19 protein-coding genes and 1 riboswitch are annotated in these 25933 nt (G+C 67.1%); of the genes, 12 read left to right on the plus strand and 7 right to left on the minus strand.

What is annotated here, in order from left to right:
- Positions 1-100: 100 nt before the first annotated feature.
- Genes nth through metG form a run of 3 tightly spaced genes read right to left on the minus strand, consistent with a single transcriptional unit; the run spans position 101 to position 3472 of the window.
- Positions 101-718 carry an endonuclease III gene (gene nth, locus ACR9ZJ_RS12550; protein ID WP_481282679.1) on the minus strand — a complete coding sequence of 206 codons (618 nt, stop codon included), beginning with the start codon at positions 716-718 and terminating at the stop codon, positions 101-103.
- A 20-nt stretch (positions 719-738) separates the two neighbouring features.
- On the minus strand, positions 739-1347 hold the full coding sequence (gene rsxB / locus ACR9ZJ_RS12555; RefSeq protein WP_481279974.1) for an electron transport complex subunit RsxB: 609 nt from the start codon (positions 1345-1347) through the stop codon (positions 739-741).
- 28 nt (positions 1348-1375) lie between these two features.
- Positions 1376-3472: a methionine--tRNA ligase gene (gene metG / locus ACR9ZJ_RS12560; protein WP_481287932.1), complete on the minus strand. Its 2097-nt coding sequence runs from the start codon at positions 3470-3472 to the stop codon at positions 1376-1378.
- Positions 3473-3588: 116 nt separating this feature from the next.
- On the opposite strand from metG, the gene dapB reads away from it, so the two are divergent.
- Together dapB and ACR9ZJ_RS12570 are read left to right on the plus strand one after the other, a co-directional pair.
- Entirely contained in the window at positions 3589-4386 is a 798-nt protein-coding gene (dapB, locus tag ACR9ZJ_RS12565; RefSeq protein WP_481279976.1) for a 4-hydroxy-tetrahydrodipicolinate reductase, read from the plus strand.
- Positions 4387-4412: 26 nt separating this feature from the next.
- A riboswitch (yybP-ykoY riboswitch) is annotated at positions 4413-4615 on the plus strand.
- A 16-nt stretch (positions 4616-4631) separates the two neighbouring features.
- A complete protein-coding gene (locus ACR9ZJ_RS12570; RefSeq protein ID WP_481279977.1) occupies positions 4632-5639 on the plus strand; it encodes a sodium:calcium antiporter in 1008 nt (335 codons plus the stop codon).
- Between the two features lie 177 nt (positions 5640-5816).
- Here ACR9ZJ_RS12570 and ACR9ZJ_RS12575 read toward each other — a convergent pair whose 3' ends face one another.
- Positions 5817-6500: a 2OG-Fe(II) oxygenase family protein gene (locus ACR9ZJ_RS12575; protein ID WP_429199780.1), complete on the minus strand. Its 684-nt coding sequence runs from the start codon at positions 6498-6500 to the stop codon at positions 5817-5819.
- 216 nt (positions 6501-6716) lie between these two features.
- On the opposite strand from ACR9ZJ_RS12575, the gene carA reads away from it, so the two are divergent.
- The 3 genes from carA to greA are packed head-to-tail and all read left to right on the plus strand — an operon-like array spanning position 6717 to position 11617.
- On the plus strand, positions 6717-7859 hold the full coding sequence (gene carA / locus ACR9ZJ_RS12580) for a glutamine-hydrolyzing carbamoyl-phosphate synthase small subunit (protein ID WP_481287933.1): 1143 nt from the start codon (positions 6717-6719) through the stop codon (positions 7857-7859).
- Between the two features lie 51 nt (positions 7860-7910).
- Positions 7911-11138, plus strand: a complete 3228-nt coding sequence (gene carB, locus ACR9ZJ_RS12585) for a carbamoyl-phosphate synthase large subunit (RefSeq protein ID WP_481279979.1) — start codon at positions 7911-7913, stop codon at positions 11136-11138.
- On the plus strand, positions 11135-11617 hold the full coding sequence (gene greA / locus ACR9ZJ_RS12590; RefSeq protein ID WP_481287934.1) for a transcription elongation factor GreA: 483 nt from the start codon (positions 11135-11137) through the stop codon (positions 11615-11617). Before carB ends, greA begins: the two co-directional genes overlap by 4 nt.
- 4 nt (positions 11618-11621) lie before the next feature.
- On the opposite strand, the gene ACR9ZJ_RS12595 is transcribed toward greA, so the two are convergent.
- Both ACR9ZJ_RS12595 and ACR9ZJ_RS12600 read right to left on the minus strand, forming a co-directional pair.
- Complete coding sequence (locus ACR9ZJ_RS12595) at positions 11622-12308, minus strand: alpha/beta fold hydrolase (RefSeq protein WP_481279981.1); 687 nt, start codon at positions 12306-12308, stop codon at positions 11622-11624.
- 30 nt (positions 12309-12338) lie between these two features.
- Positions 12339-13736: a GntP family permease gene (locus tag ACR9ZJ_RS12600; RefSeq protein ID WP_481287935.1), complete on the minus strand. Its 1398-nt coding sequence runs from the start codon at positions 13734-13736 to the stop codon at positions 12339-12341.
- A gap of 173 nt (positions 13737-13909) precedes the next feature.
- On the opposite strand from ACR9ZJ_RS12600, the gene ACR9ZJ_RS12605 reads away from it, so the two are divergent.
- The 3 genes from ACR9ZJ_RS12605 (at position 13910) to ACR9ZJ_RS12615 (ending at position 20709) form a co-directional block, all read left to right on the plus strand.
- Complete coding sequence (locus ACR9ZJ_RS12605) at positions 13910-16198, plus strand: TonB-dependent receptor (protein WP_481287936.1); 2289 nt, start codon at positions 13910-13912, stop codon at positions 16196-16198.
- Positions 16199-16211: 13 nt separating this feature from the next.
- Positions 16212-17231, plus strand: a complete 1020-nt coding sequence (locus tag ACR9ZJ_RS12610; protein ID WP_481287937.1) for an extracellular catalytic domain type 2 short-chain-length polyhydroxyalkanoate depolymerase — start codon at positions 16212-16214, stop codon at positions 17229-17231.
- Between the two features lie 181 nt (positions 17232-17412).
- The gene (locus ACR9ZJ_RS12615; RefSeq protein ID WP_481287938.1) at positions 17413-20709 is read left to right on the plus strand and encodes a hybrid sensor histidine kinase/response regulator; all 3297 of its coding nucleotides are present in this window, start codon (positions 17413-17415) and stop codon (positions 20707-20709) included.
- A gap of 16 nt (positions 20710-20725) precedes the next feature.
- On the opposite strand, the gene ACR9ZJ_RS12620 is transcribed toward ACR9ZJ_RS12615, so the two are convergent.
- A complete protein-coding gene (locus ACR9ZJ_RS12620) occupies positions 20726-21379 on the minus strand; it encodes a response regulator transcription factor (protein WP_481279986.1) in 654 nt (217 codons plus the stop codon).
- Positions 21380-21563: 184 nt separating this feature from the next.
- Between ACR9ZJ_RS12620 and ACR9ZJ_RS12625 the strand changes: the two genes are divergently transcribed.
- The 4 genes from ACR9ZJ_RS12625 to ACR9ZJ_RS12640 all read left to right on the plus strand — a co-directional run.
- Complete coding sequence (locus ACR9ZJ_RS12625) at positions 21564-23321, plus strand: 3-hydroxybutyrate oligomer hydrolase family protein (protein WP_481287939.1); 1758 nt, start codon at positions 21564-21566, stop codon at positions 23319-23321.
- Between the two features lie 126 nt (positions 23322-23447).
- On the plus strand, positions 23448-23954 hold the full coding sequence (locus ACR9ZJ_RS12630) for a peptidylprolyl isomerase (RefSeq protein ID WP_481279988.1): 507 nt from the start codon (positions 23448-23450) through the stop codon (positions 23952-23954).
- A 240-nt stretch (positions 23955-24194) separates the two neighbouring features.
- On the plus strand, positions 24195-25394 hold the full coding sequence (locus ACR9ZJ_RS12635) for an aminotransferase class I/II-fold pyridoxal phosphate-dependent enzyme (protein WP_481287940.1): 1200 nt from the start codon (positions 24195-24197) through the stop codon (positions 25392-25394).
- Positions 25395-25431: 37 nt separating this feature from the next.
- Positions 25432-25933, plus strand: a 502-nt coding sequence (locus ACR9ZJ_RS12640; protein WP_481287941.1) for a malate dehydrogenase, incomplete at its 3' end; no start/stop codon positions are given.

The following is a 25933-nucleotide window of genomic DNA, read 5'->3' on the forward strand; positions in this document are numbered from 1 at the left end:
CCCCCCCCCCCCCCCCCCCCCCCCCCCCCCCCCCCCCCCTTTTTTTTTTCACAGATGTGTATAAGAGACAGGGTGGGAGCCGACCCTGTCGGCGATGCTCTCAGTCGAGCGCCTTCGTCTTATGCTTGTAAGCACACAAGTCGACGATCGGACAGACAGGGCACTCCGGTTTCCGCGCCTTGCACACGTAGCGCCCATGCAGGATCAGCCAGTGGTGCGCGTCCTGGATGAACTCCTTCGGGATCACCTTGACCAGCTTGTCCTCGACCTTGCGCACGTCCGGTCCCGGGGCGAGGCCCGTGCGATTGGCGACACGGAAGATATGCGTGTCCACCGCCAGGGTCGGCTCGCCGAAGGCGGTGTTCAGCACGACATTGGCCGTCTTCCGACCGACACCGGGCAGTTCCTCCAGCGCTTCGCGTGAGCGCGGCACCTCGCCCGCATAACGGTCGACGAGGATCTGGCTCATGGCGATGAGGTTCTTCGCCTTGTTGTTGTAGAGGCCGATGGTGCTGATGTAGCCCTTCAACTTCTCCAGGCCGAGGTCGAGGATCTTCTGCGGCGTGTTCGCCACGGGAAACAGCTTGCGCGTGGCCTTGTTCACGCCGACATCGGTGGCCTGGGCGGACAACGCCACGGCCGTCAGCAGTTCGAAGGGGGTGGTGTATTCCAGTTCGGTCTTGGGGTGTGGATTCAGCTCGCGCAGGCGGCTGAACATCTCGATCACGTCGGCCTTCTTCACGGATGATCCTTTTTCTTCGCCTTGGCCCGGGCCAGGGCCTCCAGCACGGGATTTCGCGTCGTGGCCGCGGCGACGTCCGCCTTGCTCGCGGCGAGCTTGCGTTCGCGCGCATCGCGTTCGCGGGCGAGCCGACGTTCGCGGTGCTGGAAGCGCGAGCGCGCCGCGTCCGCATGCGCGCGGTCGTCCACCTGGGCCAGTGGCATCGGGTCGAGCGTGATGCAGTCCACCGGGCAGGCGGGCACGCACAGTTCGCAGCCGGTACAGAGATCGGCGATCACCGTGTGCATCATTTTCGACGATCCGACGATGGCGTCGACGGGGCACACCTGGATGCATTTCGTGCAACCGATGCAGTCGGCTTCGACGATGCGTGCCAGCGTGCGTGGTTTCTCCACGCCATGCGTGGGATCGAGCGGAACGACCGGGCGGTCGAGCAGGGCGGCGAGCCGCGCGATACCGGCGGTGCCACCCGGCGGGCAGCGATCGATACCGGCATCGCCGGCGGCGATCGCTTCCGCATAGGGGCGGCAGCCGTGGAAACCGCATTGCTCGCACTGCGTCTGCGGCAGCAGGTCGTCGATCCGGTCGGCGAGCGATGGCGTCATGGCTGGCGCGTGCCGATGCGGAGGGTCGTCAGCGGACGGTGGCGCCCGGCGCCGCGCCCTGATCGGCATCGAGCAGGAACAGGTCCGCGCCGCCATCACCGGCGGAGAGGATCATGCCCTCGGACAAGCCGAAGCGCATCTTGCGCGGCGCCAGGTTGGCGATGAAGACCACGTTGCGGCCGACGAGTTTTTCGGGCTCGGCATAGGCGGCGCGGATGCCGGAGAAAATCTGGCGCTTGCCCAGCGGGCCGGCATCGAGCTCGAAACGCAGCAACTTGTCCGAGCCTTCGACGAACTCGCAGGCCAGCACCTTGCCGACACGCAGGTCGAGCTTGGCGAAGTCGTCGATGGAAATGGTGGCGTTCGCGGCGGCGTCGGTCATCGGTTTCGGTGCTTCCGTGGTTTTCTTGGCGGGTTTGGCGACCGCGGTGACGGCCTTGGCTTGTTCCGCGGGCGAGAAGGATTCTTTCGAGGCCTCGATCATCGCCTCGATCTTCTTCGGGTCGAGGCGGCCGAACAGCGGCGAAAAGGCATTGACGGTATGGCCGGACAACTCGCGGCGCGCGTCGGCGAAGTTGGCGATGGGCGCGCCGAGGAAGGCTTCCGCCGCCCCGACGGTGACCGGCAGGATCGGCTTGAGCAGGCCGGACAGCAGGCGGAACGCGTTGATGGCGAACGAGCAGACCTGCTGCAGTTCGTCGCGACGCGATTCGTCGCGGGCGATGACCCAGGGTGCCTTGGCGGCGATGTAGCCATTCACGGCGTCGGCCATGGCGACGAAGCGGCGCGATACTTCCGCGAATTCATCCGCCTCGTAGACCGCTTCGATACCGTCGTACTGCGCGAGCAGGTCGCGCCACAGCACCGTGGCCTCATCGTCGAAGCGATCGGCGAGCGTGCCGCCGAAGTGGGTGTGCAGGAAGCCGGCCGTGCGGCTGGCGATGTTCGCCCACTTGCCGACGAGGTGCGAGTTGACCCGTTCCTCGAACGATTTCAGGTCGAGGTCGACGTCCACCGGCTGCGGGCCGAGCATCGTCGCGAAGTAGTAACGCAGGGCCTCGGGGTCGAGCCCCGTGTCGAGGTAGGTGCGGGCCTGGATGAAGGTGCCGCGCGACTTGGACATCTTCGCGCCGTTCACCGTCAGGTATCCGTTCACGTGCAACGCCGTGGGCGTGCGCATGCCGGCACCGTGCAACATCGCCGGCCAGAACAGGCCGTGGAAGTTGATGATGTCCTTGCCCAGGAAGTGGTGCATCTCGGCGGTGCTGTCGGCACCGAGGAAATCGTCGAAGCGCAGGCCCGTCCGCTCGCAAAGCGCCTTGAACGAGGCGAGGTAGCCGACCGGGGCGTCGAGCCAGACATAGAAGAACTTGCCCGGTGCGTCGGGGATGGGAAAGCCGAAATAGGGCGCGTCGCGCGAGATGTCCCAATCGCGCAATCCGCCGTCGAGCCATTCGGCGAGTTTCGCCGTCACGCCACTGTTCGCCACCGGCTTGCCACCGGTGAACTTGCCGTCGAACCAGTCGCGCAGCAGGGTCTCGAACTTGCCCAGCTCGAAGAAGTAGTGCTCCGAATCGCGCAGGATCGGCGTCGCGCCGGACATCACGGAATAGGGGGAGATGAGGTCCGTGGGCGCGTAGGTGGCGCCGCAGTTCTCGCAGTTGTCGCCGTACTGGTCGGGCGTGCCGCAGTTGGGGCAGGTGCCCTTGATGTAGCGGTCCGGCAGGAACATGTCGCGCTCGGGATCGTACAGCTGCTGGATGTCGCGACGGGCGATGTAGCCGCCGTCGCGCAGGCGCGTGTAGATGGCCGTCGCGAGATCCTGGTTCTCCGGCGAATGCGTGGTGTGGTACTGGTCGTAGCTGAAGTGAAAGTCGGTGAAGTCGGCTTCATGGCCGGCGCGGATGCCGGCGATGTAGTCTTCCGGAGACTTCCCGACCTTTTCCGCGGCCAGCATGATCGGCGTGCCGTGGGCGTCCTCGCCGGCGACGTACCAGACCTCGTTGCCCTGCATTCGCTGCGCGCGCGCCCAGATATCGGCCTGGATGTAGCCGAGCATGTGGCCGAGGTGGAGCGGGCCATTGGCATAGGGAAGCGCGTTGGTGACGAGGATGCGACGGGCCATGGGGATCGGGTCGGCTGCGGGACCCGGGATTATGGCATGCGAGCTTCTGTCCTGGCCCCGCGGGCCGTGGCGGTGGCTGCTACGATTCGTCCTCCTTCCCAGCCAAGGCCGCCTGCATGACCCGTCCCGTCCGTCTCGCCATCAGCGGCGCTTCCGGCCGCATGGGGCTCGCGCTGCTCGGGCTCGTGCGTGAGGACGAACGGTTCGAGCTCGCCCGGGCCATCGTCTCTGCCGGCTCGCCGCGACTCGGCAAGGCCGTCCATGGCGATCTTTCCGCGTTGCGCTTCACCGACTGGACCGACGCCGCCGGTGTCGACGTCGTCGTCGACTTCAGCGGACCGGAAGGCCTCGCGGCGGCGCTCGATCATTGCGAGGAAAGCGGCGCTGCGCTGGTCACCGGCACGACCGGGCTTTCCGACGCGCTGGAAGATCGCCTGGCGAAGGCGGCCGATCGCATCGCCGTCCTTCGCGCCGCCAATTTCAGCCTCGGCGTGGCCGTGCTCACGCGCCTCCTGCGGGAAGCCGCGGCAGCCTTGCCCGGATGGGACCTCGACATCGTCGAAGCCCACCACAACCGCAAGGAAGACGCCCCCTCCGGCACCGCGCTGGCGCTCGGCCATGCCGCCGCCGCGGGGCGTGGCGCCACCCTCGAAGAACTGGCCGTCTATTCGCGCGAAGGCCGGCCGGGGGCGCGCAAGGCCGGCACGATCGGCTTCGCCGTCGTTCGCGGCGGCGACATCGTCGGCGAGCACCAGGCCTTGCTGATGGGGCAGGGCGAGCGCATCGAGCTCGGCCACCGCGCGACCGATCGTTCGATCTTCGCGCGCGGGGCCCTCGAGGCCGCCGCATGGATCGCCGGCCGTGCGCCCGGCGCCTGGTCGATCGAAGACGTGATCGCCTCCAAAAGGGCTTGAGATCTCGAAGCCGTGTTAACATCCGCGCCGATGTCATTGGGGAGTAGCCATCCTCGTTCCCCCTGAGGAGTTCGCGTCAACAGACTTGGCGGTCCTTGCGACCCCATGGCGCGAACGGCAGCGACGCATGGAGAGTGCGTCGCCCGCCCGGCGAGACCTTTGGCCATCGACATGCTCACCCGGCCGGGCGAGCGGTGTCGTTGCGCCATCGGTTTTCTCGCGCTCGCCCGGCCTATAAGCGAAACATGCTGCTGACGTGCTTCCTGTTCCTGGTTTCCGCCGGGGCCATCTATTTCGCGTGCGAGTACTTCGTCAACGGCGTCGAATGGTTCGGGCGTAAGCTCAACCTCGGTTCGACCACGACCGGTACCGTGCTGGCCGCCTTCGGTACCGCCTTGCCGGAAAGCGCCGTGACCTTCGTCGCCGTGGTTTTCGGCAAGACGCCGGAGGCGCGCGACATCGGCGTCGGGGCGGCGCTCGGTGGCCCCCTGGTGTTGGCGACCATCGCCTATGCGGTGGTCGGATTCGCTTTATACGCAGGCCGTAAACGCCTGAAAAGGCCGGATACGCGGGTCCGGGTGGATAACCGGCGGCTGGCGCGCGACCAGTCGTGGTTCCTCGCGATCTTCGTCGTCAAGGTGGGCCTGGGCCTCGTCGCCTTCAGCTGGAAGCCGTGGCTGGGCGTGCTGTTCCTGCTGTCGTACGCGTTCTACGTGTGGCGTGAAATGCGCGACGACACCAGCGGGCCGGACGACGAGGAGCTGGAGCCGCTGACCTTCCGGCCGCACGAGGCTAACCCCGGCATGAGCTGGGTGATGTTGCAGACGGGGCTGGCCCTGGTGGTGATCGCCATCGCCTCGCGCACGTTCGTGTGGCAGCTGGAAGCGCTGGGCGCGTTCTTCCACCTGTCGCCGCATCTGGTCGCGCTGGTGTTGAGTCCGGTCGCCACCGAATTGCCCGAGACGGTGAATGCGCTGATCTGGGTGCGCCAGGGCAAGGAGCGGCTGGCGCTGGCGAACATCTCCGGGGCGATGATGATCCAGGCGACGATTCCCAGTTCGTTGGCGCTGTTCGCGACGCCGTGGCTGTTCGACACGCCGCTGATCGTGGCGGGCGTGATCACGGCCGTGGCGGTGGTGGCCTTGTGGGCGATGTTCCGCCGGGGAGCGGTGGAGGCGCGCTGGCTGATGCCGATCGGGGCGCTTTATGGGGTGTTCGCGCTGTTCGTGGGGTGGTATTTCGGGGTGCGTTGAGGGCGCCCGAATCGCCGACAGGCCCGGCTCTTGTGGGAGCCGGCTGTGTCGGCGATCCCGCGGCAGCGGGCATGTCTTCACGAGGCCCGTCGCCGCTGAAGCGGCTCCCACAAGTACCGTCCTGCGGTGTGCAGTCGAAGCCTGGTGGGAGCCGACCCTGTCGGCGATGGGGCCGCCTCAGTCCGGATGCGACGCGCTGCGGTCGCGGTCGGCGCCCATCTTGCGGTCGAGCTTGCCGAAGATCTTCTTGAACGCCCGCGAGAACTTGCCCCGCTTGGTCTTGCGGGTCTTTTCCTCTTCCGAGGTGAGCCACGCCACCTGGATCACCCGGCGCTCGCCCTCGTAGGGCAGGTGGCCGTGGAAGGAGTTCTCGGCCCGGCGGAACACGGCGAACTCTCCATACAGCGGCTTCAACTCCGGCGCGACCATATCGTCTATGTTATTGATCGAACGAAGGAAACGCAGGCAGCCGTCGCTGGTGTCCGGCCACATGGGATTGAGATAGATCAGGGCCGTGGCGATCTTCGACTTGCTGTCGGTGTGGATCGTGCCGTGGCGTCGGTTGAGCAGGCGGCAAAGGGTGACCAGGGTGGGGTAGTTCTCCAGGCCTTCGATGCCCAGGTGACGGCCGATGGCGGCGGAGAACGCCCGCGAGGTCATCTGTTCCACCAATTCGTTCACCGAGGGGCCGCAGTCGCTGGCGTCGTAGGGGAAGAACCCGGCGCTGCTGTACTGCGGGAAGTCGCGCTCCAGGTCGTTGCGCGCGTCGTCCGGGAGTTGTCCGTGGGCGATCATGAACGAAAACGGCTCGTGCCTGATGTCGGTGTCGGGACGTTCCAGGCGGGCGGGGTCGAGCAGCATGCGGGCGGGTCTCGGGTAGGTACCTCACGGGCATTGTATCGTGTCGGACCGCCGTCCCTGCGATATTCGGCCACGTGCCCGTTCATCGTTTGCCGGTGGACAGAAAGGCCTTTCACACCTATCATTCTTACCCGCCCTACGATTCCTTATCCCCAAGGCCCACGAGCCGCTTTTTGCTGGCTTGCGGGCTTTGCTGCACCTGAAGGCGGCCATCCCATGCGTACTCCTGCTCTGCTTGCTCTCGAAGACGGCAGCGTTTTTCACGGCCACGCGGTCGGTGCCCGCGGTGAGACGGTTGGCGAGGTGGTGTTCAACACCGCCATGACCGGTTATCAGGAAATCCTGACCGACCCGTCGTACTACCGCCAGATCGTCACGCTCACCTATCCCCATATCGGCAATACCGGCACGAACGACGTCGACGTCGAGGCCGACCGCGTCCACGCGGCCGGCATGATCGTGCGCGACGTGCCGCGCCTGGCCAGCAACTGGCGCAGCACCGAACCGCTGCCGCATTACCTCGCCCGCCACGGCGTGGTCGCGATCGCGGGCATCGACACGCGCCGGCTCACCCGCATCCTTCGCGAGAAGGGCGCGCTCAACGGCTGCATCGTCGCCGGCGAAGGCATCGACGTGGACGCTGCGGTCGCCAAGGCCAAGGCCTTCCCGGGCCTCAACGGCATGGACCTGGCCAAGGTGGTCAGCACCACCAGGACCTACCAGTGGAGCGAGGGCGTCTACGACCTCGACAAGCAGGCCTTCTACAACGCGCCGAAGAAGTACCGCGTGGTGGCCTTCGATTACGGCGTGAAGCAGAACATCCTGCGCCTGCTCGCCGGCCGCGGCTGCGACATCACCGTGGTTCCCGCGCAGACGCCGGCCGCGGAAGTGCTGGCGATGAACCCCGACGGCATCTTCCTCGCCAATGGCCCGGGCGACCCGGCCGCGTGCGACTACGCGATCGCCGCCACGCGCGAGATCCTCGAAACGAAGATTCCCTTGTTCGGTATCTGCCTGGGCCACCAGATCCTGGCGCTGGCGATCGGCGCGAAGACCTCGAAGATGAAGTTCGGCCACCACGGCGCGAACCACCCGGTGAAGGACCACGATTCGGGCCGCGTGCTGATCAGTTCCCAGAACCACGGCTTCGCGGTGGACCCGGATACCCTGCCGGCCAACGTGCGCATCACCCATACCTCGCTGTTCGACGGCTCCTTGCAGGGCTTCGCCCTGACGGACCGCCCGGCGTTCTGCTTCCAGGGCCACCCGGAAGCCAGCCCGGGCCCGGAGGACGTCGGCTACCTGTTCGACCAGTTCATCGCCTCGATGGAGCAGGGCAAGGCGACCAAGGCGTCCTGACGCCGTACCGCCGCCCGCTAGACCATCAGCCTTCGATTCGCGAGAGAAACCATGCCCAAGCGTTCAGACATCAAGACCATCCTCGTCATCGGCGCCGGCCCGATCGTCATCGGCCAGGCCTGCGAGTTCGACTACTCCGGCGCGCAGGCATGCAAGGCGCTGAAGGAAGAGGGTTACCGCGTCGTCCTGGTCAATTCGAACCCGGCGACGATCATGACCGACCCGGAGACGGCCCACGCCGTCTACATCGAGCCGATCAACTGGCAGACCGTCGAGCGCATCATCGCCAAGGAGCGCCCGGACGCCGTGCTGCCCACGATGGGTGGCCAGACCGGCCTCAACTGCGCGCTCGACCTCGCCGACAACGGCGTGCTGGAGAAGTACAACGTCGAGCTGATCGGCGCGTCGCGCGACGCCATCCGCATGGCGGAAGACCGCGACCTCTTCCGCAAGGCCATGGCCGAGATCGGCCTGGAATGCCCGAAGGCGGAAGTCGCCCGCTCGATGGAACAGGCGCTGGAAATCCAGACCACCGTCGGCTTCCCGACCATCATCCGCCCGAGCTTCACACTCGGCGGTTCGGGCGGCGGTATCGCCTATAACAAGGAAGAATTCGTCGAGATCGTCGGCCGCGGCCTCGAACTCTCGCCCGTGCACGAGGTGCTGGTCGAGGAGTCGGTGCTGGGCTGGAAGGAATTCGAGATGGAAGTGGTCCGCGACAAGGCGGACAACTGCATCATCGTCTGCTCGATCGAGAACTTCGATCCGATGGGCGTGCACACCGGCGATTCCATCACCGTGGCCCCCGCGCAGACCCTCACGGACAAGGAATACCAGCGCCTGCGCAACGCCTCCATCGCGGTGCTGCGCAAGATCGGCGTCGATACCGGCGGTTCCAACGTGCAGTTCGGCATCAACGCCGAGGATGGCCGCGTCGTGGTCATCGAGATGAACCCGCGCGTATCGCGTTCCTCGGCGCTGGCCTCCAAGGCCACCGGTTTCCCGATCGCCAAGGTCGCCGCGAAGCTCGCCGTCGGCTATACGCTCGACGAACTCAAGAACGACATCACCGGCGGTCTCACGCCGGCTTCGTTCGAGCCGTCGATCGATTACGTCGTCACCAAGATCCCGCGCTTCGCCTTCGAGAAGTTCCCGGCCGCCGACGCACGCCTCACCACCCAGATGAAGTCGGTGGGCGAGGTGATGGCGATGGGCCGCACCTTCCACGAGTCGATGCAGAAGGCCTTGCGTGGCCTGGAAATCGGCAAGACCGGACTGAACCCAACGGGACTGGACATCGGCAGCGAGGAAGGCTTCCAGATCCTCAAGCGCGAACTGCGCGAGCCGCGTCCGGACCGCGTCTTCCACGTGGCCGACGCCTTCCGCGCGGGCCTCTCGCTGGAAGAAGTGCACAACCTCACGCGCATCGATCCCTGGTTCCTCGCCGCGTTCGAGGACATCGTGATGACCGAGGGCGAGGTGCAGCGCCAGGGTCTCACCGCGCTCGACGAGCCGCGCATGCGCGAACTCAAGCGCATGGGTTTCTCCGATGCGCGCCTGGCCGAACTGGTCGGCACCGACGAGGCCGCCGTGCGCCACGTGCGCCGCACCCTGGGCGTACGCCCGGTGTACAAGCGCGTCGACTCCTGCGCCGCCGAATTCGCCACCACCACCGCGTACATGTATTCCACGTACGAGGAAGAATGCGAAGCGAACCCGACCGACAAGGACAAGATCATCGTCCTCGGCGGCGGTCCGAACCGCATCGGCCAGGGCATCGAGTTCGACTACTGCTGCGTGCACGCGGCGCTCGCCCTGCGCGAGGATGGTTTCGAGACCATCATGGTCAACTGCAACCCGGAGACCGTGTCCACCGACTACGACACGTCCGACCGCCTGTACTTCGAGCCGCTGACGCTGGAAGACGTGCTGGAGATCGTCGACCTCGAAAAACCCAAGGGCGTGATCGTGCAGTACGGCGGGCAGACGCCGCTGAAACTCGCGCGTGCGCTCGAAGCCGCCGGCGTGCCCGTGATCGGTACCTCCGCCGAGTCGATCGACCTGGCGGAAGACCGTGAGCGTTTCCAGCAGCTGATCACCAAGCTCGACCTCAAGCAGCCGCCGAACCGCACCGCGCGTAACGCCGACGAGGCGCTGGCCCTGGCTCGCGAGATCGGCTACCCGCTGGTCGTGCGCCCGAGCTACGTGCTCGGCGGCCGCGCCATGGAAATCGTCTACGCCGATGCCGACCTGTCGCGTTACATCCGCGACGCCGTGCAGGTATCCAACGATTCGCCGGTGCTGCTCGACCGCTTCCTCGACCACGCGGTGGAAGTGGACGTGGACATCGTCGCCGACGCCGAGGGCAATGTCCTGATCGGCGGCATCATGGAACACATCGAGGAAGCCGGCGTGCACTCGGGCGATTCCTCGTGCTCGCTGCCGCCGTATTCGCTCTCGCAGGAAGTGCAGGACGAGATGCGTCGCCAGGTCACCGAGCTGGCCCGTGAACTGAAGGTCATCGGCCTGATGAACACGCAGTTCGCCATCCAGGGTGACGACGTCTTCATCCTCGAAGTGAACCCGCGCGCCTCGCGCACGGTGCCTTTCGTCTGCAAGGCCACGGGCATGTCGCTGGCGAAGATCGCCGCGCGCGCCATGGCCGGCCGCACGCTCGCCGACCAGGGCGCGACGAAGGAGATCATTCCGTCGTATTACTCGGTGAAGGAGGCGATCTTCCCGTTCCTGAAGTTCCAGAACGTCGATCCGATCCTCGGTCCCGAGATGCGTTCCACGGGCGAGGTGATGGGTGTCGGCCGCAGCTTCGGCGCCGCCTTCGCACGCGGGCACGAGGCCGCCGGTATCAAGGCGCCGCCCAAGGGCAAGGTCTTCATGTCGGTGCGTGACGCCGACAAGGACCGCCTGCTGCCGATCGCCCAGGACGTCGCCGCGCGCGGTTACGTGATCGTCGCCACGACCGGTACGGCCGCCTTCCTGGAGCACAACGGCGTGAAGTGCGAGCGCATCAACAAGGTGCTTGAGGGTCGTCCGCACATCGTCGACCTGATCAAGAACGGCGAAGTCGTCTATATCGTCAACACGACGGAAGGCAAGCAGGCCATCTCCGATTCGTTCTCGATCCGTCGCGAGGCGCTGCAGCAGCGCGTCACCTATTCCACGACCGTCGCAGGCGCGCGTGCCCTCGTGCACTCGCTCGACTTCCACGCCAACGGCGAAGTGAACAGCCTGCAGGACCTGCACAAGGAGCTCAACGCATGAGCAGCACCCGTCCTCCCATGACCCAGAAGGGCGCCGAGCGCCTGCGCGCGGAGCTGGAGTACCTGAAAGGCCCGAAGCGCCAGGAAATCATCGCGGCGGTGGCAGAGGCGCGCGCGCATGGCGATCTCAAGGAGAACGCCGAGTATCACGCCGCACGCGAGATGCATGGCTTCAACGAGGGCCGCATCAGCGAACTCGAAGCCGCCTTGTCGAACTCGGAGATCATCGACACCGAACGCCTGGGCGTCGGCAAGCGCATCGTCTTCGGCGCGATCGTCGACCTGGTCGATGTCGACACCGACACCAAGGCCACCTACCAGATCGTGGGCGACCTCGAGGCCGACATCAAGCAGAACCTCATCGCGGTGTCGTCGCCCATCGCCCGTGCCCTCATCGGCAAGAGCGAAGGCGACGAGTTCGATTTCACCGCGCCCAATGGCGTGAAGAGCTACGAGATCATCGGCGTCCGCTACAGCTGACGCCTCAGAGCAGATCGGCCTGCTGCGCGGCGGTATACCAGAGCAGGCCGTAATGCCCATAGGGGAACGTGTAGCTGGCCGTTTCCCCTTGGATCTGCGACGTGTGCACGCCATAGACCAGGCACACGCCGCCGTAGCAGTTGATCTCGTCGGCGTACGACTTGAACGAATACATCTTCGCGCCGAAGCGGTGTCCCGCGATGCCGTTGAGGAAGGGGCTGCCGATCGACAGGCCCCAGGCCCCGCAGGTCGTCGTGGCGACGTTGAAGGGGTACATGCCGCACGAGTAGAGGCCGCGGAAGGCCCCCGCGATGCCGATGAAGGTGTTGACCGAACCAGCGGCGCCGATGCGATCGATCACGCGGGCGGCGAGGGTGGCGCCCATCGAGTGGCCGATGACATCGATCTTGCCCGTGCAGGAAGAGGCCAGCGCGTCGACGATGGCGTTCTCCACCGGCGTTTCCTCGCTGCCGTTATGGTCGTTGCAGGCGGCGCAGAACGCATTGCCCCAGCTCGGCGCCAGGATCTGCGATTCCGTGTAGCCACGCTGGCGCAGCAGGTCGTGGGTGGCCTGGAAATCGGACGGGCTGCCGGTGTTGCCGTGCACGAGCACGACGGAATCGACACAGGCCGCGTGGGCGGAACCGCAGGCGAACAACAGCAGGGCGAACAGCGACATGGTGAAACGCATGGCTTTGCCTCCGTGGTGTGATGCGCGCGGTCAGACCACCCCGAGCGCGTAGTAGGCGACGATCGCCACGAAGACCGCGAGGGTCTTGATGACGGTGATCGCGAAGATGTCGCGGTACGACTGGCGATGGGTGAGGCCGGTCACGGCCAGCAAGGTGATCACGGCACCGTTGTGCGGCAGCGTGTCCATGCCGCCGGACGCCATCGCGGCGATGCGATGGAGCACTTCCATCGGGATGCCGGCGGCGTGCGCGTTCTCGATGAAGGACTGGCTCATCGCGCCCAGCGCGATGCTCAGCCCGCCCGACGCCGATCCCGTGATGCCGGCGAGCACGGTCACGGAGACGGCCTCGTTGACGAGCGGGTTCGGTATCGCGTGCAGGGCGTCCGCGACCGTGCGGAAACCGGGCAGGGCGGCGATCACGGCGCCGAAACCGTACTCGGACGCCGTGTTCATCGACGCGAGCAGCGCGCCGCCCACGGCGGCCTTGCTGCCTTCGGCGAAGCGGGTGGCGACGGGGCGCCAGGCGAACGCCAGCACGCAGGCGATGCCGAGCAGCAGCGCACCTTCGACCGCCCATATCGCGGCCACCTTGGAAACCTCCTGCACGACCGGCGGCGCGCCGCCGACGACGGTGGGAACGAAGGACTGGGTACTGCCGTAGACGCGGGGTATCGCCACGGTGAGCAGCTTGTTCGCCACGCCCACGACGATCAGCGGAAGGAGGGCGATCAGCGGATGCGGCAAACGCTCGCCGGAGAACGCGACCGGCTCGTTGGCCAGGCCATCGCCATAGCCTTCGCCTGCGATCGCCGCCGCGCGCCGGCGGCGCTCCAGGTAGAGCAGGCCGACGGCGAGGATGAAGACCGAGCCCAGCGTGCCGAGCCACGGCGCGGCCCAGGTATCCGTGCCGAAGAACGCGGTGGGGATGATGTTCTGGATCTGCGGCGTGCCCGGCAGCGAGTCCATGGTGAAGGTGAAGGCCCCCAGCGCGATCGTTCCGGGGATCAGCCGCTTCGGTATCCGCGCCTGGCGGAACAGTTCCGCGGCGAAGGGATAGACCGCGAACACGACGACGAACAGCGACACGCCGCCATAGGTGAGCAGTGCACAGACCAGTACGATCGACAGGATGGCGCGCTTCTCGCCGAGCAGGCCGATGGTGCCCGCGACGATGGAGCGCGAGAAACCCGAGAGTTCGATCAGCTTGCCGAACACCGCGCCGAGCATGAACACGGGAAAGTACAGCTTGAGGAAGCCGACCATCTTGTCCATGAACAGGCCGGTGAACATCGGCGCGACGAGGCCGGGATCGGTCAGCAAGACCGCGCCCAGCGCCGCCACCGGCGCGAACAGGATGACGCTGTAGCCGCGGTAGGCGACCAGCATCAGGAAGGCCAGCGCGGCCAGCACGATCAGCAATGCCATCGAAACATCCGTCCCCAGGTCGGTCTAATGCGTCCGTCGGACGGCGAGTATCCGCAGGCGGGGGATGGCGCGGCACTGTACCAAGGTACAAGTGTGGCCATCACGGCCTGTTCCTATGCTTCGTGTCATTCGGCGCCGAGGGGGCGTCGCGCACAGGTATCCGGGGGATGTCCATGAAGCACGCACCGCTGACGCTGGCGATCGGTCTGGCAATCGGTTTCGCCGCCACGCTTCCCGCCATGGCGCAGGACGCCGGCCAGGCGAACGCGCCGACGACGGAGGCGAAGAAGAAGCAGCAGGAGGCCACGCAACTCACCGAGGTCACCGTGAGCGCGCGGCGCCGCGAGGAGTCGCTGGAGAAGGTGCCGGTCGCGGTGAGCGCCTTTTCCGAAGAAGACATGAAGGACCTCCAGGCGACGAGCATCGACGGCCTGCAAGGCGCGGTGCCGAACATGAACATCGTGCAGGGGCGCGGTTCGTCGTCGTCGGTGAACATCTTCATCCGCGGCATTGGCCAGCCGGATGCGTTGCAGACCTTCGACCCGGGCGTGGGCATGTACGTGGACGATGTCTACTACTCGCGCATCCAGGGTGCCCTCATCAGCCTGTTCGACGTCGACCACGTGGAAGTGCTGCGTGGGCCTCAGGGCACGCTGTATGGAAAGAACTCCACCGGCGGCGCGGTCAAGGTCGTCACGAAGAATCCGGGCAGCACGCCGGAAGGGTCCGTCGAGGCCACCTTCGGTAACTATGGCCGCCGGGAAGGCCGCTTCTACGGTTCGACGCCGCTGGGCAAGGATGGCGCCTGGTCGGCCTCGCTGGCCGGGGCGATCACGCGCAACGACGGTTATGTCCACGACTACAGCGGCCACGACTTCAACAACGACGACACCAAGTCGATCCGCGGCAAGCTGCGTTTCCATCCCTCGGACACTTTCGACGGCGTGCTGACCCTCGACTACACGAAGATGGACACGGCGCTCACGCTCGGCCAGCCGGTGTCGCCGCTGACCCGCACCGACCTCGTCCTCGGCACGGTGACCTTGCTGCGGCCGAACCTCGACGAAAAATACAATTTCCATACGCGGACCTCGTTCCCGTCGAACGACGGCCAGGAGCTCACGCACAAGGGCGTGGCGCTGAACATGAACTGGAAGTTGTCCGATCAGTGGAACCTGAAGAGCATCACCGCGTACCGCAAGCTCGACAGCGAATCCTATATCGACATCGATGCCTCGCAGTTCGAACTGGGCGACGTCTTCGTCGGCTTCCATCAGAAGCAGGCCAGCCAGGAATTGCAACTGGCCTTCGATAACGGCAGCAACGTCCAGTCGGTGTTCGGGGCGTATTTCCTGCGGGAAAACGTGCCGTCCACGCAGTACGCGTTCGCCGACGACCTGTTCGCCATCGCGGGCCGGACGGTGCCGTTCCTGCGCACCATCGGCGACGACCTCACCACGAAGAGCTGGGCGGGTTTCGCCCATGTGAACTGGGAATTCGTGCCGAGCTGGACGCTTGCCGCCGGCATTCGCTACAGCAGGGAAAGCAAGGATTACGACCGCACGACCAGCACGTTCTGGGGCGCGCCGCTGGCCGCCTTGAACGAAACCGTGCCGCTCGCGCGCAACAAGGACTGGACGGCGTGGACGCCGACGGTGAGCCTGCAAAAGCAGTTCGACCCGCAGACGATGTGGTATGTCTCCGCCAGCCGCGGCTTCAAGTCGGGCGGTTTCAACGGCCGAGCCAACTCGGCCGCCGAGGCGAAGACGGCCGAGTTCGATCCGGAATACGTCTGGACCTTCGAGACGGGCCTGAAGCTGCGCAGCGCGGATAACCGCCTGCAAGCCAACCTCGCGGCTTTCCACAGCAACTACAAGGATTTCCAGGCGCGCGTGTCCGAGATCCAGAATCCCGGTTCGCTGACGCCGACCTTCGCCTTTCCGGTGATCAACGCCGCGAAGCTGAAGATGGACGGCTTCGAGGCGGAAGGCGTCGCGCTGGTGGGGGAGGGCACGCGCCTGAGCACGCAGATCGGTTACCTGAAGGCGAAGTACGACCGCTTCGACGACGCGCGGCTCGATCCGTCGAACCCGCAGTACAACCCGACCATCCACGACCACGTACCGTTCTCGCCGAAATGGACGGCACGCGTCGCCGCCACGCAGACCTTCAACCTCGCCGGCGGCGCACTGACCGTCGGCGCCGACGCCTCCTACCGCACCGAGACCTGGCTCAGCGTGGACAACTACGCGGCCTTGAGCCAGAAGGCGTACACGCTGGTCGGCGCGTTCGGCATCTTCGATTCCGGCGATGGCCACTGGCAGTTCCGCGCCGGCGTCCGTAACGCGACGAACAAGGTCTACAAGACCGATGGCCAGGAGTTCTCGAGCGTCGGTAACATCCGCACGGCGTACTACGGCATGCCGCGCAATTACTACGCGTCGGTACGCTACAACTTCTGACAAGGGGAACACGATGCGCCGTCTGTTGCTTGCCCTCGCCTTGCTCGCCGGTGGCGCTTCCGCCGCCGACGCTCCCGCCACGTTGCCCGCGTTGAAAATCGACACGGCCCGCGTCACGGTGGCGGGCCTGTCTTCGGGCGCCTACATGGCGACCCAGGCCCAGGTCGCCTATCCGGATGTCTTCCACGGTGCGGCGCTGGTCGCCGGCGGCCCCTACGGCTGCGCCCAGGGGAAGCTCGACGTGGCCTTGGGCAGTTGCATGAAGGGAACGCCCGTGCCGGATGTCGCCGCTCTCGCGGCGCAGGCGCAGGCGCGTGCCGCCAAGGGAGAGATCGGCCCGCTGGCGAAGCTCGCCTCGGCGAAGATCTACGCGTTGCATGGCGCGCAGGACGCGCTGGTGGCACCGGTGGTGGGACACGCCTCGGCCGGCTTCTACGATGCGTTGAAGAAGGCCGATCCGTCCCTGGCCGGCATGAGCGTCATCGACGATGGCGACCGTGCGTTCGCCCATAACCTGCCGATCGCGGCCAAGGGCGACGACTGCGGCAAATCCGTCTCGCCCTTCCTCGGCCATTGCGGCTTCGATGCCGCCGGGGAGATCTTCGCGAAGCTCTACGGGAAGCCTTCGCGTGCCGCCTCGACGGCACGCGGCGAAGTTCGCGCGTTCGACCAGGATGCGTACAGGAAGGATGGCAAGGATGCCTTCCTGGCCTCGACGGGCTACGTGTACCTGCCGCCGGATTGCCTTGCCGGGAAGCCCTGTGGCGTGATGGTCGCCTTGCACGGCTGCAAGCAGAACGCGGACCTGGTCGGGAAGGCCTTCGTGGAGGATGCCGGGCTCAACCGCTGGGCGGACGTCTACGACGTGGCGGTCCTGTATCCTCAGACCCGCGCGGTGTTCGCGCCATTGAATCCGCAGGCATGCTGGGACTGGTGGGGTTATTCGGGGGAGAACTACGACACACGCGCCGGCGTGCAGTTGCGCTGGCTGGTGGATGCGCTGCGTGGGTTGGGGCTTCCGGCCGTGAAATGAGGGGAATCGCCGCTGAAGCGGCTCCCACAGGAGATCGCCTTATCGCGGGAGTCTCTTCCGGAAGCCCCATCGCGTGGGTTTACTCTGGAAGCCCCATCGTGGGGATTTCCTCTGGAAGCCCGGCCGCGGCAGCCCCCTGTGGGAGCCGCTTCAGCGGCGATGCTCTCCGCCATCCCCACCCATGAGCCCCTGGATCGTCACCACCGCCGCGGCGCTCTGGTTGTGCATGCTCTTCGCCGTGGCGCTCTTCGGCGAGCGCAAGCCCGCCTTCCTCGAACGCCGCTGGGCGATCGTCTATGCGCTGTCGCTGGCGATCCACTGCACCTCGTGGACCTTCTACGGCACGGTGACCCAGGCCTCGCGTTCCGGCTGGTGGCTGCCGCCGACCTTCGTCGGCGCGATCCTGATGTACCTGTTCGCCGTGGGCGTGTTGCGCCGGCTCGTCGTCATGGCACGCGACTACAACGCGGGATCGGTCGCCGATCTCGTTTCCGCGCGCCTGGGCCGGCATCGCGGGCTCGCCGCGCTGGTCACCGTGGTGATGCTGATCGGCATCGTCCCGTACATCGCCCTGCAACTGAAAGCCGTGGCGATGAGCTACGGCCTGCTCGCTCGCGGGCGTGACGCCGAGGCACCGGCGTGGCAGGACAGCGCCCTCTACGTCGCCTTGCTGATGGCCGCGTTCGCGATGTTGTTCGGTACGCGCCGCGCCTCGGCCATGGCGCATAACCGTGGCCTCGTCCTCGCCATGGCCTTCGAGTCGCTGTTCAAGCTGGCCGCGATGCTCGCGCTGGGGACCTTGCTGATCGATGCGGCGCCCGACCCGGCCGCGGTCGCGCGCGCCGCCGCCATGCCGCACGACGCCAGCGGTTTCCCCGCCCTGATCCTGCTCGGCGCGCTGGCGATGTTCACGCTTCCGCACCAGTTCCATGCGGGCATGGTGGAGTGCCGCGACGTGCGTCACGTGCGCACCGCGCGATGGCTCTTTCCGGCCTACATGCTGCTGATCTCGATGCCGATCCTGCCCCTGGCGAAGCTGGGTGACGCCACCCTCGCGCCGCTCGGCGTGCCCTCCGATCTCTATGTGCTGGCCTTGCCGCTGTCACGCCATCAGGGTGGGTTGGCCTTGTTCGCCTTCCTCGGCGGTTTGTCCGCGGCGACCAGCATGGTCGTCGTCGCCACGCTGGCGCTCAGCCTGATGGTGGTGAACCACTTCATCGCTCCGTTGCGCGTGCTTGGCGGCTGGGGCCGCGACGAGCGTGGCGACCTGCGCGGACAGGTCATCACGCAGCGCCGCGTGGCCATCGTCGTGGTGATCCTGCTCGCCTGGGCGTATAGCCGCATGCTCGCGGGCAACGACGCGCTGGCGGATATCGGCGGCATCTCGTTCTCCGCGTTGGCCGGTCTCGCACCCGCCCTGTTGATCGCCGTGTACCGGCCGCGTACGGGCGCACGTGCGGTGGGTGCCGGTCTCGTCGCCGGCACCGTGGTATGGCTGTACGTCGTGCTGCCAGCCCTGGTCGCGCCCGGTCCCACGTGGGTGACGGCGGGCCCGTTCGGCATCGGTTGGCTGGCACCGGATCGCCTGCTCGGGCTCGACGACTGGAGCCGCCTCGGCCGCGCCGTGGTGCTGGGGCTGGGCGCGAATATCGCCACGATCGTCCTGGTCGCGCCATCGCGCTACGGCCGTGCGGCCTTGCCTTCGGCGGAACTCGGTGGTGTCGATGTCGGCGACCTGCGCGCGCTGGCCGCACGTTTCCTGCCGGTCGAACGCGTGCATGCCTTATTCGCCGAGGCACCCGCGCACGGCGCCGCGGGCGGGGCGCTCGCGGCGCTCGTGGAGCACGAATTGGCGGCGGTGATCGGTGCCGGTTCGGCCCGCCTGCTGTTGCAGGTGGTCCACCGTCAACGCCAGGACGAACTGGATACCGTCGCCGCGATCGTCGGCGAAGCGACCCAGGACCTGCGCTTCAACCAGCGCGTGCTCGAAGCCGCCCTGGAAACGATGAGCCAGGGCATCTGCGTGGTGGATGCGGACTTGCGGCTGGTGGCGTGGAACAGGCCCTATGCGGAACTCTTCGGTTACCCACCGGACATGTTGCGGGTCGGCCGTCCGGCCTCCGACCTCGTCCGCCATAACGTCGCCAATGGCTTGATCGGCCCCGGTGACATCGACTCGCGCGTGGAGCGCCGCATGGCGCATATGCGCCGTGGTTCCCCGCACCTGGCCGAGCGTCGCTTCCCCGATGGAACGGTGGTGGAAATCCGCGGCAATCCGATGCCGGGCGGAGGGTACGTCGCCACCTTCACCGACGTCACCTCGTTCCGCGAGGCCGAGGACGAACTGATCCGCGCCAACGAGACCCTCGAGTTGCGGGTGGCCGAACGCACGGTCGAGCTGCAGCAGGCGATGGCTGCCGCCCATCAGGCGAACGAGGCCAAGGGACACTTCCTCACGGCGGTGAGCCACGACCTGCTGCAACCGCTGCATGCCGCGCAACTCTTCGCCCATGCCTTGCGTTCGGGGCACGGCGACGATGAAACGGCACGGCACCTCGATGGTGCGCTGGCCGCCACGGAGAACCTGCTTGCCGGCTTGCTCGATATCGCGCGTCTCGAAGGTGGCAGGCTGGAGCCGCGTGTCGTCGACGTGGCGCTCGCCGACGTCATCGGGCCACTCGCGGCGGAAAGTCGTGCGCTCGCGGCGGAACGGGGTATCCGCTTCGATTGCGTGCCGACCCGCGCATGGGTGCGTACCGACCCGCAGCTGCTGCGCAGGGTCGTGCAGAACTTCCTCGCCAACGCATTGCGTTATGCCGAAGGCGGGCGCGTGCTGTTGGGTTGCCGCCGGGCGGCTGGTGGAATGCGCATCGAGGTGTGGGATACCGGGCCGGGCATCGCGCCCGGTGACCGCGAAGTGATCTTCGAGGCGTTCCGCCGGGGCGACGCGGCGGCAGGACAAGGCCTGGGTCTGGGACTCGCCATCGCCGAGCGCACGGCGGCCCTGTTGGGCCACCCGCTGGCGTTGCGCTCCTGGGCAGGGCGCGGCAGCGTCTTCGACGTCGTCGCGCCCGGTGCCCCGTGCGGCGCGAACGAGGCACCGTCGCAGCCCGCGCTCGTGGCGGCGGTCACCGGCCACGCGATCGTCATGGACAACGATCCGGCGGCACTCGCCGCCACCGCGACACTGCTGCGAGGCCTCGGCTGGACGGTCGACGCCTTGCGCACGCCCGAAGGGCAGGCGACCGGACCGGACCTGCTCGTGCTCGATTACCACCTCGACGCGGGACGTACGGGGCTCGATGCCTTGCGTGTGTTGCGCGCGCGCTTCGGCGACGTGCCCACGGTGTTCGTTACCGCCGACCGCGATGTGGACCTGCGCGCACGACTCCAGGAAGCGGGAGGAAGTGTCCTCTACAAACCGCTGAAGCCGCTGGCGATGCGGCAAGCGATGCAACGCCTGGTCGCACGGGCGTAGCTGCTTCGGTCGTCCGTCAGGGTTCCGTCCCGCCCAGGTCCAGCGAGCGCAGCAACACGCCCGCTTGCGTGCGGTTGCGCACCTCGAGCTTTTCGAAGATCGCCGTGACGTGTGCTTTCACGGTGCGCTCCTGCACGCTCAGCCGGTCGGCGATCTGCTTGTTGAGCAGGCCTTCGGCGAGCATCGAAAGCACGCGGAATTGTTGTTCCGTGAGCCGTGACAGGCGGGCGGCGAGGGCGGTGTCGTGGGCATCCACGGGGAGCGCGGCGACCGCGCGCGCCAGCTCGGCGGGCAACCAGTGGCCGTGGTCCAGCACGTTGCGCACCGCTTCGGCGATGGTCGCCGGATCGGCGCTCTTGGGAATGAAGCCCGCGGCGCCATGCGCGAGGACACGGCGCACCACGGACGGCTCGTCGTGAGCCGACACCACCAGCACGGCGACGCCCGGGTATTGTCCGCGTAACGCGGCCAGCCCCGAGAGGCCGCGGCTTCCCGGCATGCGCAGGTCCAGCAGCACGAGGTCGGTGTCGGGCGCGGCGGCCAGCGCGGCGAGCAATCCCGCCAGGTCCGCCGCGTCGGACACGTCGGCATCGGGCACGGCCGCGGCGGCCGCTTGCCGGAGCGCGGCACGGAAGAGGGGATGGTCGTCGGCGACGAGGATACGGTTCATCGTCGCCGACGGTAGCGGTGTAACGCGGCTCCGTCGAGTGCGTGTTGCCCTTTCGTACGATGGCGCGTGGCGGGCCGCTTGCTATCGTGCGCCAATGTCACGCATCTTCTCCCTGGCCGTCATCGCCGCCGCTTCGTTCGGTGTCCTCTCCTGCGCGACGGTGCCCGCCACGAGGAAAGAGGCCATGTCCACACCCGACCGCTTCGGCGACGTACGTGTCACCACGCATCGCGACGGCGACGATCTGTTGAGCGCGGGACTCGGCTTGCGAGGACTCGCCGGTACGCCCGCGGCCTTTGCCCGGCCCGCCGCGCCGACCCCGGCGGAACTTCGCCGCCGAGCCATCCAGGCCAGTTGGAAGGGCATCGCGGATCTCGGTCCGCTCGGTGGCTTCGGTACGCTCTATGGGCAGGTGCCGAGCGTGCCCGGCCGCGAGTTCACCGCGTTCGCGACCTTGCCGGGTGCGCGCGTTCCGCATCGCGTGCTGGTCCAGGTGCCGGATGGTTTCGATCGCACGAAACGTTGCCTCGTCGTCACGGCGTCGTCGGGATCGCGCGGCATCTACGGCGCCATCGCGCTGGCCGGCGGCTGGGGCCTGCCGCGAGGCTGCGCCGTGGCATACACCGACAAGGGCACGGGCGCCGGCTATTTCGATACGGCGGACGGCACCGGCGTCGCGCTGGACGGCACGCGGGCGAAGGCAGGCGAGGCTCCGCTGGAATTCGAACCCGTGGGAGCGGCGCCGGACGCCGGCATCGCCGTGAAGCATGCGCACTCGGGCGACAACCCCGAAGCCGACTGGGGCAACCACGTGTTGCAGGCCGCGCGATTCGGCCTGGCCATGCTCGATCGCGCCTTTCCCGACGAGGCGCCGTTCACGGCGCGCAACACGCGCATCATCGCCACGGGCTTGTCCAACGGTGGCGGCGCGGTGTTGCGTGCGGCGGGTGATGACGAGGACGGCATGCTCGCCGCGGTCGTCGCGCTGGAACCGAACATCCATGTGCCCGGCCATGGCCGGGCCTTTTACGACTACGCCACGGAGGCCGCGCTGCTGCTTCCGTGTGCGCTCGCCGCGCCGGCGTTCGATGGCGTGCCCTTCGCCCGCGTGGCCACGGCCGCACCGCCGGCCTGGGCGCTGCGCTGCGCGTCATTGCGGGCCCACGGCAAGCTCACCGCGGCGACGCCGGGTGCGCAGGCCTCCGAGGCCCTGGCCATGCTGCGTGCATCCGGATGGCAAGACGGTGCGCTGGCGGTGGGTGCCTCGTCGACCTCGCTCGATCTCTGGCGCGCGGTGACCGCCGCCTACGCGTCGGCGTACCTGAGACGACCCGTGGGCCGCATGCCTTGTGGATTCTCGTACCACGCGCAGTATCCGGGCGGTGGGCTGGCGGACCCGGCCAGCGCGATCGTCCGCGCCGCCTGGTGGGCCGATGGCTCGGGCGTGCCTCCTGGTGCGGGCGTGGCGCTCGCGGGGGGCATCGACCTCTCGCTCGATCCGACCCTGCCCGGCAACCTGTGCCTGCGCGAGCTGTGGACCGGGCAGGGCCCGGATGCGCAGGGCCTGCGCCAGGGCGTCGAGGCCACGCTGGCCCGGCTTCCGCGTGCGGGGCTGCCGATCCTCGTCGTCCATGGCGCGCAGGACGGCTTGATCCCGGTGGCGTTCAGTTCCGAGCCCTATGTGGCGTGGCTGCGTGCGTCGGGACGCTTGCCGGTGTTCTGGAAGGTGCCGTATGCCCAGCATTTCGACGCCTTCCTGGCGTTCCCGGATTTCGGCGACCGTCACGTACCGTTGCTGCCGTTCGGATACGCCGCGCTGGACCGGGCCTGGGCCCACGTGGCCGAGGGCAGGCCGCTGCCCGAGGACGCGGCCGTGCGCGAGGCGCGTCCCCGCGGTCCCGGTGCGTTGACCGCGGAAAACCTGGGCTTGCCCTTGCCTTGAGGCCTTCGTCACGCCTTCTTGCTTGAACTCTTGGGAATGGGACGCCATCTTCGGTAGCCTTTGCAGCCCCCCGGCCCGGCCGCGCGAAGCGACCGGGCCGACTTTCAACGAGTTACAGGAATCGCGATGACCATCAACGTCACCATGAAGACGAACAAGGGCGACATTCACCTGCGCCTGCATGACGAGAAGACCCCGATGACGGTGGCCAACTTCGTCAACCTCGCCAAGCGCGGCTATTACGACGGCCTGTCGTTTCATCGCGTGATCCCCGATTTCATGATCCAGGGCGGCTGTCCGGAAGGTTCGGGCCGTGGCGGCCCGGGCTACCGCTTCGGCGACGAATTCGACGCCAGCCTCAAGCACGACAAGCCGGGCATCCTCTCGATGGCCAATGCCGGCCCGGGCACCAATGGTTCGCAGTTCTTCATCACGCACGGCCCGACCCCGTGGCTCGACGGCAAGCACAGCGTGTTCGGCGAGGTCGTGGGTCCGGAAGACCAGGCCGTGGTCAACAAGATCGTCGGCGACGACACCATCCAGAAGGTGACGGTCGAGGGTGACGTGGACGCGCTGCTGGAAAAGCAGGCGGCCAAGGTGAAGGAATGGAACGAGGTGCTCGACGCGCGCTGAGGCGGGCGAGGGTGCATCGAGGGGAAAACGCCGCCCGTGGGCGGCGTTTTCGTGTCCGGGTATCGCCGCTGAAGCGGCTCCCACGGGCAGCGAGACTTCGCCCACGGGTGCGGCAGGCCTCACGGGTGCGGCAGGTCTTGCGTGGGAGCCGCTTCAGCGGCGATCCGCGCGGCAGCGCGGCCAGACCTCCGCACCCCGTGTTAAAATGCCCGCCTTTGCCCATCCCCCGCCGAGGAAACGATGCCGCAGCTCGCCAAGCGTATGGGTCGCGCCAAGCCCAGTGCGATCATGGTCATTGCCGAGAAGGCCAAGCGCCTGAAAGCCGAGGGGCGCGACATCGTCAGCTTCTCGATCGGCGTGCCCAATTTCCTCCCCGGCGAGCACGTCTACGCCGCCGCCCGCGAGGCATTGGCGAAGGACTCGGGCCAGTACGGCAGCAATCGTGGCGCCGACGCGCTCATCGACGCCTTCCTGGCGCACATCGAGGCCCTTGGCCTCACCGGCTACACCCGCGCCAACGTGACGACCGGCGTGGGCGCGAAGCAGGTGCTCTACAACCTCGCCGAGGCCCTGCTCGACGAAGGCGACGAGATCGCCTTCCCGGCGCCGTACTGGACCAGCTACCTCGACATCGCCGAGATCGTCGGCGCGAAGATCAACATCCTGCCGTGCCCGCCGGAGCAGCACTACAAGCTCACGCCGGCCCAGCTCGATACCGCGCTGGCACGCAAGCCGCGCGTGTTCCTGTTCAACAACCCGTCCAATCCCACGGGCATGGTCTACACGCGTGACGAAATCGTCGCGCTGGCCGATGTGATCGCGAAGTATCCGGATACCTGGATCATCACCGACGACATCTACAACACGATGGTGTTCGACGGTGTCGGCTACCACAATTTCGTGCGCGTGCGTCCGGAACTGAAGGACCGCGTGATCTTCGTCGACTCGCTGTCGAAGACCTACGGCATGCCGGGCTGGCGGGTAGGCTTCATCGCCGCGCCGGAAGCCGTGGCGCTCGCCGTCACCACGCTCAACTCCAATCACATCACCAGCCTTCCGGAAGTGGTCGGTGCCGCGGCCGTCGCCGCGCTTTCCGGTCCGCAGGACGTCCCGGCGGCGAAGTGCGTGGAGTTCGCGGCCAAGCGCGACCGCGTGTACAACGCACTGGTTTCCATTCCTGGCGTGGTCTGCCCGCGTCCGCAGGGCGCGTTCTACGCGTTCCCGGACATCTCCGTGGCCTTCGGCAAGAAGCACCATGGCGTGGCCATCGAATCCGACGTGGACTTCTGCGCCGCGCTGCTGGAAGCCAAGGGCGTGGCCTGCGTGCCCGGCTCCGCGTTCGGCGAGCCACGCGCGCTGCGCATTTCCTATTCCTGTCCCGACGAGGCACTCGACAAGGGCATGGCCCGTATCGTCGAGTTCTTCGCCGAACTGAACTGATCGTCAGTCCCAAGCGATATCCCCGAGGAGTCGAAAGATGAAAGCACCCGTTCGCGTTGCCGTCACCGGCGCAGCCGGCCAGATCGGTTATGCCTTGCTGTTCCGTATCGCCGCCGGCGACATGCTGGGTCCGGACCAGCCGGTGATCCTGCACCTGCTCGAGATCACCCCGGCCTTGCCGGCCCTGCAGGGCGTGGTGATGGAGCTCAACGACTGCGCGTTCCCGACGCTGGCCGGCGTGGTCGCCACCGACGACGTGAACGTCGCCTTCAAGGACGTCGACTATGCGCTGCTCGTCGGCGCGCGTCCGCGAGGCCCGGGCATGGAGCGCAAGGATCTGCTGGAAGCCAACGGCGCCATCTTCGGTCCGCAGGGCAAGGCGCTCAACGATCACGCCAAGCGCGACGTGCGCGTGCTCGTCGTCGGCAATCCGGCCAACACCAACGCGCTGATCGCCCAGCAGAACGCCCCGGATCTCGATCCGAAGTGCTTCACGGCGATGGTCCGTCTCGACCACAACCTGTCTCTTATACACATCT

It is taken from the genome of Luteibacter sp. KNZ12-1A, from assembly GCF_056755675.1.

Coding starts and splice junctions, on each gene's coding strand:
- nth (WP_481282679.1), bottom strand. CDS start 718: ATGTTCAGCCGCCTGCGCGAGCTGAATCCACACCCCAAGACCGAACTG.
- rsxB (WP_481279974.1), bottom strand. CDS start 1,347: ATGACGCCATCGCTCGCCGACCGGATCGACGACCTGCTGCCGCAGACG.
- metG (WP_481287932.1), bottom strand. CDS start 3,472: ATGGCCCGTCGCATCCTCGTCACCAACGCGCTTCCCTATGCCAATGGC.
- dapB (WP_481279976.1), top strand. CDS start 3,589: ATGACCCGTCCCGTCCGTCTCGCCATCAGCGGCGCTTCCGGCCGCATG.
- ACR9ZJ_RS12570 (WP_481279977.1), top strand. CDS start 4,632: ATGCTGCTGACGTGCTTCCTGTTCCTGGTTTCCGCCGGGGCCATCTAT.
- ACR9ZJ_RS12575 (WP_429199780.1), bottom strand. CDS start 6,500: ATGCTGCTCGACCCCGCCCGCCTGGAACGTCCCGACACCGACATCAGG.
- carA (WP_481287933.1), top strand. CDS start 6,717: ATGCGTACTCCTGCTCTGCTTGCTCTCGAAGACGGCAGCGTTTTTCAC.
- carB (WP_481279979.1), top strand. CDS start 7,911: ATGCCCAAGCGTTCAGACATCAAGACCATCCTCGTCATCGGCGCCGGC.
- greA (WP_481287934.1), top strand. CDS start 11,135: ATGAGCAGCACCCGTCCTCCCATGACCCAGAAGGGCGCCGAGCGCCTG.
- ACR9ZJ_RS12595 (WP_481279981.1), bottom strand. CDS start 12,308: ATGCGTTTCACCATGTCGCTGTTCGCCCTGCTGTTGTTCGCCTGCGGT.
- ACR9ZJ_RS12600 (WP_481287935.1), bottom strand. CDS start 13,736: ATGGCATTGCTGATCGTGCTGGCCGCGCTGGCCTTCCTGATGCTGGTC.
- ACR9ZJ_RS12605 (WP_481287936.1), top strand. CDS start 13,910: ATGAAGCACGCACCGCTGACGCTGGCGATCGGTCTGGCAATCGGTTTC.
- ACR9ZJ_RS12610 (WP_481287937.1), top strand. CDS start 16,212: ATGCGCCGTCTGTTGCTTGCCCTCGCCTTGCTCGCCGGTGGCGCTTCC.
- ACR9ZJ_RS12615 (WP_481287938.1), top strand. CDS start 17,413: ATGAGCCCCTGGATCGTCACCACCGCCGCGGCGCTCTGGTTGTGCATG.
- ACR9ZJ_RS12620 (WP_481279986.1), bottom strand. CDS start 21,379: ATGAACCGTATCCTCGTCGCCGACGACCATCCCCTCTTCCGTGCCGCG.
- ACR9ZJ_RS12625 (WP_481287939.1), top strand. CDS start 21,564: ATGTCCACACCCGACCGCTTCGGCGACGTACGTGTCACCACGCATCGC.
- ACR9ZJ_RS12630 (WP_481279988.1), top strand. CDS start 23,448: ATGACCATCAACGTCACCATGAAGACGAACAAGGGCGACATTCACCTG.
- ACR9ZJ_RS12635 (WP_481287940.1), top strand. CDS start 24,195: ATGCCGCAGCTCGCCAAGCGTATGGGTCGCGCCAAGCCCAGTGCGATC.